The organism is Acidaminococcus sp. CAG:542, assembly GCF_000437815.1.
Taxonomy (GTDB): Bacteria; Bacillota; Negativicutes; order Acidaminococcales; family Acidaminococcaceae; genus Acidaminococcus.
On sequence record NZ_FR902074.1, the window covers coordinates 9,946 to 17,967 of the forward strand.

Sequence of the window (8,022 nt, forward strand, 5' to 3'; positions counted from 1 at the left end):
AGAGGCCTCCGGCCAGGGTATGTTCCCGGCCGCTGCCGGTTTGGTAATCCGGGGAGGCGATTCCCCGTTCCCCGAAGAATCCGTACACGCTTCCTGGGTTGTGGTGCACATCGTACCCCAGCTGGAACAGGTTGTACCGACTGGTAAATCCCGGTCCGCTGAACCGGCCGCCCCGATTCCGGGCCCACAGACCATCTGCATCGTCACTCTGGAACTTCCGCTGCCGCAGGTTCCCCCGGCGCTGGCGGAGGGTATCCAGGCTCAACCGGTAGAACCCGTACACACTGTCCCCGCTGTTGAGCACCGGACGGGTGTCCGCATTTACGGTCTTTTCCAGTTTGGTCAGGTACCATTCCGTGTCCTGGGCATCCGTCACCCCCATGGAGTTCCGCACATAGGACCCGTTCTGGATGGTGGGCGTCACATCCCACAGGCCGCCCCGATTCAGGTTTTCACCGGTAAAGGAAGCCCTGCCGCGGTCATCGGTGACCAGCAGCAGATGCCGGGTCCCGGTGACTTCCTTCCCCCGGGCAAAACTGGCGTCATAAACCTGGATTTTCCCGGAAGCACCATCTTCCGCCTCTTTCAGGTGCACCTTGTCCCCGTCGATCTGGCTGTCCAGGTCTGTTTTCATGTAGAAGATCCCGTTGCTGCCTCTGAAAGTGTCAGCCGACAGCTGCTGATACGCCGGATTGGCCGCCATGTTGACCATAGCCCCGCTGTCGAGGGTAAGATGGGTGACAGAACTGTCCCCGGTCATATTCCACCGGGCCCCGTTGGCCAGGTCCAGTTCCAGTTCACTGCCCTCTCCCTCCACACCAGAAGCCCCGGTAAAGAAGGAATCCCCCGTATCCAGCACGGCACGAATCGTGCCCCCATTGCTGGCCAGCATGTTCCCCTGGATGGTTTTCCGGGTGCCGGCGGCCGTCAGGTCGATAATACTGTCCGTGTCCTGGCTGAACAGGGAGTACTGGCCCCCCATAATGTTGGCGCTGCCTGCAAAGATAACGGCGCCGGATGTTTTGCTTTCTACACCACGGCCTTCCGCCGCAACGGTGGCATTGTCCAACAGGCTGGTGATTCCCTGGGAAAGGCTGGAAATACCCACGCCGTTTTCCCCTTTTACCGTAACAGAAGCATTTTCACCAACAATCGTTTTCCCGCCTTCTTCACTGACAATCCCTGTTCCTTCGCTGCCGGTTACGGTAATGGAGGCGTTATTTCCCAGACTGGTGATGCCATCGTAAAAACTGTAAATGCCTTTGCTGCCTCCCAGATCTTCTGATTTTTCCCCGGTTACGGTAATGGAGGTATGGTCACCTGCAACAGTATATCCGTTATTATAGCTGACAATCCCCATTCCGCCTTTACCATTTACAGCGATGGAGCCGCTTTCCAGAGAGGTGGTTCCACTATCGGTATAAATCCCCATTCCTTCCAGACTGTTTACGGTAATGGAAGTATCGGTTCCCGTCAGGGTGGTACCTCCATAACTGGAAATCCCTATAGCATTCCCCCCGGTGTTGGACACGGTAATGGATGCACGGTTTCCGACTGAGGCAGTGCCCCCGGATTCGGTGTCAATGCCGGCAATACTTCCTCCATTTCTGTTTGTGGCTGTCAGAGAAGCATCATCGCCGATTTCAGCATTTCCGTTGTCACTGGTAAAAATGGCATATGTAAAACCATCTCCTTTGTTGTCTGCCGTAACGGAAAGTCCATCTCCTGCCACTGTTTTCCCCTGGCTGCCGGTATTTATCCCGTAAGCAGCCACCGACGCATCGGCTGCAACAACCACATTGCGGCCCAAGATAGTGGTTCCCTTATCTTTTGTAAATATCCCAGTCACAAAACCAGCAGGGCTGGATACCTGAATCCGTGCTGAGTCTCCCAGGGTCGTTTTCCCTCCCTCATTTTGGGTAAGGACACCTGTGGCATCATATCCATTAGACGATTCTACCGTGGCATCAGGTCCCAGTTCAACAACCGATCCATTGACAATCATTCCATAGCTGCGCGTGTTTTTGTATGGGCCACTGGAGCCTGTAGTAACCAGTTCGGGATTCACTGTTGCTGTGATGGAAGCCTGTTCTCCCAGCGTTACGGCTGTACCGGCCTGGGCTTCCAATCCAATCACATTATGGGTACCATCCGTTTCCTGGATTGCCTGGATAGTGGTCTGCGCACCGCCCAGCAGACTGCTTCCCTGGTCCTTGACTTCCAAACTGATGATATCCCATTTACCATCTCCATCAATGGATCCACCAGCCGTTGTAATCGTTTCACTTTGCTTTCCCAGATCCAAGGCAGCCCCCTGGGACACTTGTATGCCTATGATATTCTTCAGCCCTATCTCCAACGGCTCTGCATAGGCAGTGAATGGACTTTTGGTTTCATCTGCCATCACCGTATCCCTGGTTACCGAAATCCCGATCTTATCATGTGTCTCTGCCGCTGCAGGCAGGGCCACCCCCCACACCGCCATGGATGCCAGTGCAAAAACGATTTTTCTTTCCACGCTCGTCATACCAACACGCCCCCTGTCCAACTTCGGATTCCCTGTTCGGTCTGTTTTTCAATGATTCATATTGATTTTATTTTCTTTCTCAAAAGGAATTATTATCCATTCAGTGGTGTAAAAAGTCCTTGTTCCCGGATTTTTCCACCCCACTGCAATCCGTTCCTTTTCCGCATCTTCACTATACCAGTAACTACAGGATTTTCCCATTATAGGAAACTTAACCGGGCCATAAACTTTGGTTAATGGAACAAGTCCATGCACCTGTCCCAGGGCTGTATCCAGAAAAACAAAAAAGCCCTCCGGCCCCGTGCTGCCTTTTATCCAGGTAAAGCGCAGGAGCGAAGGAGAACTTTTTTATGTTAGGTTTTTGTTAAGAATGATATTGAAAATTTAAAAGGAGAGGATTCGTTGATCGTTCATCGTGAGTCGTTATGGAAGGAACCCGTGACCGAGTTCCTTTGAATAAAGACGCAGCTAACGCTGCTAACCCACCACCATTGCGCAAGCGCAACGGTCCCCCGCCCTTGCAAAGGGCGGATAGTGACACTAGGGCACGGCCCACGTGTCACGAAAGCAATGTGGCGAAGCCCCGAGCGTATCTCCGCCCTTCGTAAGGGCGGGGGTCGCCGCCCGGCATTTTTTGGCGTTCTCCACAGGTATCTCCGCCCTTTGCAAGGGCGGGGGACCAGCCGATAGGCTGGGGGTGGGTTAGCAGCGTAGGGCTGCGTCTCTCTTCAAAAGCATCTGCCTGCGGCAGATGGTCTCCTTTGGCGTGAGACGGAAAAGCGGCTTTGCCGCTTTTCACACTCCCTGTCATCCTCTTCCTTTGATCACCCGGACCCGCTGGATGGTGGGATTGCCGTTTTTGTCTTTGGCAATGGTGTCCACCCGGATCCGTTCCAGTTCCGGTTCGAACTCATTCAGGAGCCGTTCACTGAGCCGGGCGCCCTTCTGCATTTCCCGGTAGACCACCATGGCGAATTCGTACCGGCTCATCATCCGGTCCCCTTTGAATTCTCCGTCCGGATACCCTTCCACCATGCCGTTTCCGTACAGCTGGGCGATTTCCTCATAGGCCCAGTGGTTCTTTTCCACATCCGGGAACAGTTTGGTCAGGGTGGGATCCAGCTTCCGGCCGGCGGATACATCCACCAGGGCTCCCCGGAGGTTTTCCACTTCTTTCCGCAGGTCCTTGATTTCCTTGGCCATGGCCACCCGGCTGTTGGACACATGGTTGTGCTGGCCCAGTTTGAAGGTAGCGCCCACGTTCACCATATTTTCACCGCCGCCGGTGCTGCCTCCCAAGCTGAGCATTACATCCTCGTTGGGCCGGTAGAAGGCCCCCAGGGCCACGGCGTTGGCGCCGCTGTAACTGCCGGCACCCACGGCGAAATCCAGTTTGTCGTCCGGATCGAAATCCAGAGGATGGAGAGCCGCCAGGGCTGCCGCATTGGCCCCTGCCCGGTCCACCCGGGCGTCCAGTTTGGTAATGCGGCTTCCCATGTTCTGGACGTCCCCGGTAAGATTCCTGATGTCTCCCGTATTTTTCTCCACATCCGTACTGATTTTTTTCAACTGAGCCACGTTCACCGCATCGGTGTCCCGGGTCCCGGCGGCCACACTGGTGATCTGCCGGGTCAGTTCCGTTCCGCTGCCTACGGCCACGGCGGCTCCTGTTGCCACCCAGGTGGAGGAAGTATCTGTGGAGGCCTGTTTAGTGGAAGGATCATAGCCGGCTTCTCCCGCTTCCACCGAAGCCAGGGACCCGCTCCCCAGGGCCACGCCCCCTTTCACTGTCGCATTGGCATTGTGGCCCAGGACCACCACATTCTGCTGGTCCGTAGCAGTCACATTGTCCGCCGAACCAATCACAATACTGTTGATGGCGGAAGAAAGAGTCCGGTTATCCCCCAGCAACAAAGCCGTATCCGTATCTTCCACCGTATTGCCGGACCCGATCACGGACACATGCTGGACATTGGAAGCGGTATTTTTGTATCCGGAAATCATATTGTTCGTACTGACGGCTCCGCTGGTCCCGGTCACCTGGTTCCCCACCCCGATAATGGCTGTTTTCTGGGTGTAATCCGCCTTGTTCCCGCCCCCGATGGCCAGGGTGGCCCCGCCGCTGTCGGAGGCGGCAATGGCCGTCCAAAGTTTGTCCGCAAAGGCTTTGGCGGAATCTCCGCTGTCCGTGGGAACACCGTCCAGACTTGTCACTGAATTGGTGATTTCGTTCCCGGCCCCATAAATCAGCGCCCCGTTGGAATTGACCGCCCGGTTGGCTACCCCGCTGATGGTATTGGCAATCCCTGCATAATAGTTTCCTCCCATGGATTCAACGCTGTTCAGAGCTCCGTTGATGGTGGCCCCCAGGTTCTTCACCGGATTGGCCGTACGGCCCCCGTTGTATTCACTGGAAATGATGTTGTACACACCGGTGCTGGTGGTGAACGCCCCGTTGCTGAAGCTGTTGGCCCCGATGGTGGTGGCATATACATTTAGGGCACTGGTCCGGGTGGAAGCACTGTCCACGGTAGTATCTCCCAGTTCTCCCTTGTAATTGTGGGACCCAATCATGATGCTGCCGGTACGGGCAAAGGTATTGTCCCCCATGGCAATGCTCCCCACGACCTTTGTGGGATCGGCCGGGATCCGTGCGGAAGACCACCAGCTTCCGCTGTAGGTTGTCTGGCCAAAGGCAAAACTGGCTTCTCCTCCTCCGGCCATATTTTCGATCCTGGCATTTTTGCCAATGGCGATGCTGCCGCCCTGGCTGGCGTAGTTGTTGATGTTGGCTCCGTTTCCCACCGCAATATCCCCGGTAGCATTGCTGGCTCCGTTGGAATAGGAAATGCCGGCCCCTTTGCCAAGGGCCACATTCTCTGCTTTGGGAGCGCTGCTTCCTGTGCCCACAGCCACACCATTGCCGGATCCTGCTGCACTGTCCGCCCCATAGGCGCAGTTGCCCAAAGCGGCCAGGACCAGCAGAGTCAAAACAGCACCCCGTACTTCTTTTTGTCCTTTCCTTTTTGCCGTTCCTGACAGTTTCATACCACCTGATACAAATTTGTTCATATGCTCTCCTTTTTCCCCATGAATCCTTGCCTATTTGGTGGTATAATCCTATCAATATGTCATTTTATTTACAACATGTATATAATATAAATAAAATATCTTTATATTAGTCCAATTTTATATTTCATCTATCTATATCATCAACAACTCCCGCTTTTTTCTTTTCCTTTCTGTTTCCCTTCTGTCTTGTAGCTGTATGGTCCTTGCCTGTCCCCTGGAAAACCTCTCTGTCCTCCTGTCCCATAAGAAATACCCTGCCATTTTCAGCAGGGTACCTGGATTATCCATGTGAAGAGGGCTGTTGCATGGGCAACAGCCCTCTTCACATTACTTCCCATAATGTTTTTTGCTGTCTTCCACGGTCCGTACTCTTTCGATACTGGGATTGCCGTGTTTGTCTTTTTCGATCACGTCGATGCGGATGTATTTCAATTCCCCGTCGAACTCCTTCACCAATCTGCCCAGGGTACCATCCTGATCCAAAGCCGGATTGGACCCGGCTCCGGCCATAATGGCCCGATAGACCAGGGCTGCGAATTCATACCGGGTCATCATCCGGTCCCCTTTGAATTCTCCATCCGGATACCCTTCCACGATTCCCGCTTTGGCCAGTTTGGTCACGTAGTCATAGGCCCAGTGGTTTTCAGGGATATCCGGGAACAGGGTGTCTTTGTCCACTTTCAGCACCGTCCTGCCGGCCATCTGGTTCATCAGGGTCTTCAGCTGCTGCATTTCCCCATCCTGTTTGGCCACCAATTCCTTCAAACTCCGGATTTCCTTGGCCATGGCCACCCGGCTGTTGGATACATGGTTGTGCTGGCCCAATTTGAAGGTGGCCCCCACATTCACCATGTTTTCACCGCCGCCGACGCTGCCTCCCAGGCTGAACATCACATCCTCGTTGGGCCGGTAGAAAGCCCCCAGGGACACTGCATTGGCGCCGCTGTAACTGCCGGCACCCACTGCAAAGTCCAGTTTGTCGTCTGGATCGAAATCCAGAGGATGGAGAGCCGCCAGGGCTGCTGCATTAGCCCCCACCCGGTCTACCCGGGCGTCCAGTTTGGTGATGGACCGGCCCACCTGGTTCACGGCAGAATCCAACTGGTTCTTGTTCACCGCATCGGTTCCCTGGGTACCCGGTGCTACATCGTGGATCTGGCTTCCGCCCATGGAAATGTCTCCTGTGGCCAGCTTGATGTCCCCGCCTTTGCTGCTGTCACTGCTCTTGATGGTGATTCCGTCGCTGGTCATGGTAGTATTGCCGGTGGTGACACTGGTAAGCCCGGTAAGGTCTTTGGCCAGTTTCACAGACAGACCGCTGTCTCCGTTCTTCACCACGCCGATGTTCCCGTCGGACAGATTGTCCGCCTGGGCACCGCCGGTGAGACTCAGATCCTGGCCCAGGCCCACGGTCAGCTGCTGGCCGTCGTCCCCGGTAAACTTCCGTCCGCCGGAGATTTTGTCATCCACCACTTTCAGCTGGTCTTCCGTAGCGGCCCGTCCGGACTGGATATTGGAAGCATCCCAGTTCTTGTTGTCCAGACCGGTCAGATAGCTGCCAGCATCCGGGTTGGCTCCGCCGCCATTCTGATTCCCCAGGACTGTTTTGCCCCCCAGGATGATCTGGGCCTTGTTCCCGTCGATTTTCACCTGTTTGGACGCATCATCAGCATCCCCCAGAGTAATATCGTCATTCAGGTTCACTTTGTTGTCGGCATCCACGGTGATGTTCTTGCCGCTTTTGGCTTTCACTGCGTCTGCTACTTTGCCGGCTTCTTCTCCGATGATGGTATGCACATCCCCAACACTGGCGGCATTGTTCCAGTTTTCCTGGCCGGCCGTACTGGTGTCGTAGACCTGCCCGTGGATGCCGCTGCCCATGTTGGTGATCTGCTGCTGGCCACCATTGATGCCGTCTTTGGTAATGGTGATGTCACCGACTTTGACTTGGTTGGTATCCACTCCATCTTTGTTGATAGTAGTTTCGCCGGCTGTTACGCTGCCATCCATACCCAGATGGATGTCTTTATTCAATTCCACTTGAATGGCACCATTGTCCACTTTGGTAGAGATGTTGATTCCGTCTCCTTTGACAGTGACCGTTTCTCCCAGGTTTTTCTTCACAGAGTTCCCATCATCGGCAGCCCACCCAAAGCCGCCGTTGACACCGGCATTTTTGATTTCATTCAGCTGAGACAGATTTACTGCATCTGTATTTGCCGTCCCATTGGCCACGTTGTGGATCTGCTGCCCACCCATGGAAACATTCCCCTGGGAAATCTGGATCTTGCTGTTTTCATCGGCACCGCTGAGTGTCAGTCCAGACCCGTTGAGCAGGGTATTCCCCATGGTCACGGAACCGTTGGCTCCCAGGTTCAGGTCTTTGTTCAATTTCACCAGCAGCTGACCGTTGTCGCTGTCCT

3 protein-coding genes are annotated in these 8,022 nt (G+C 54.7%); all 3 read right to left on the reverse strand.

Features of this window, described 5'->3' with window-relative positions:
• On the reverse strand, nt 1-1,432 hold a 1,432-nt coding region (locus QVO43_RS05705), incomplete at its 3' end, for a hypothetical protein (RefSeq protein WP_288174602.1).
• A gap of 1,902 nt (nt 1,433-3,334) precedes the next feature.
• Nucleotides 3,335-5,575: a YadA-like family protein gene (locus QVO43_RS05710; RefSeq protein ID WP_369678682.1), complete on the reverse strand. Its 2,241-nt coding sequence runs from the start codon at nt 5,573-5,575 to the stop codon at nt 3,335-3,337.
• A 351-nt stretch (nt 5,576-5,926) separates the two neighbouring features.
• A partial coding sequence (locus tag QVO43_RS05715) for an S-layer homology domain-containing protein (RefSeq protein WP_288174605.1) occupies nt 5,927-8,022 on the reverse strand: 2,096 nt, incomplete at its 5' end.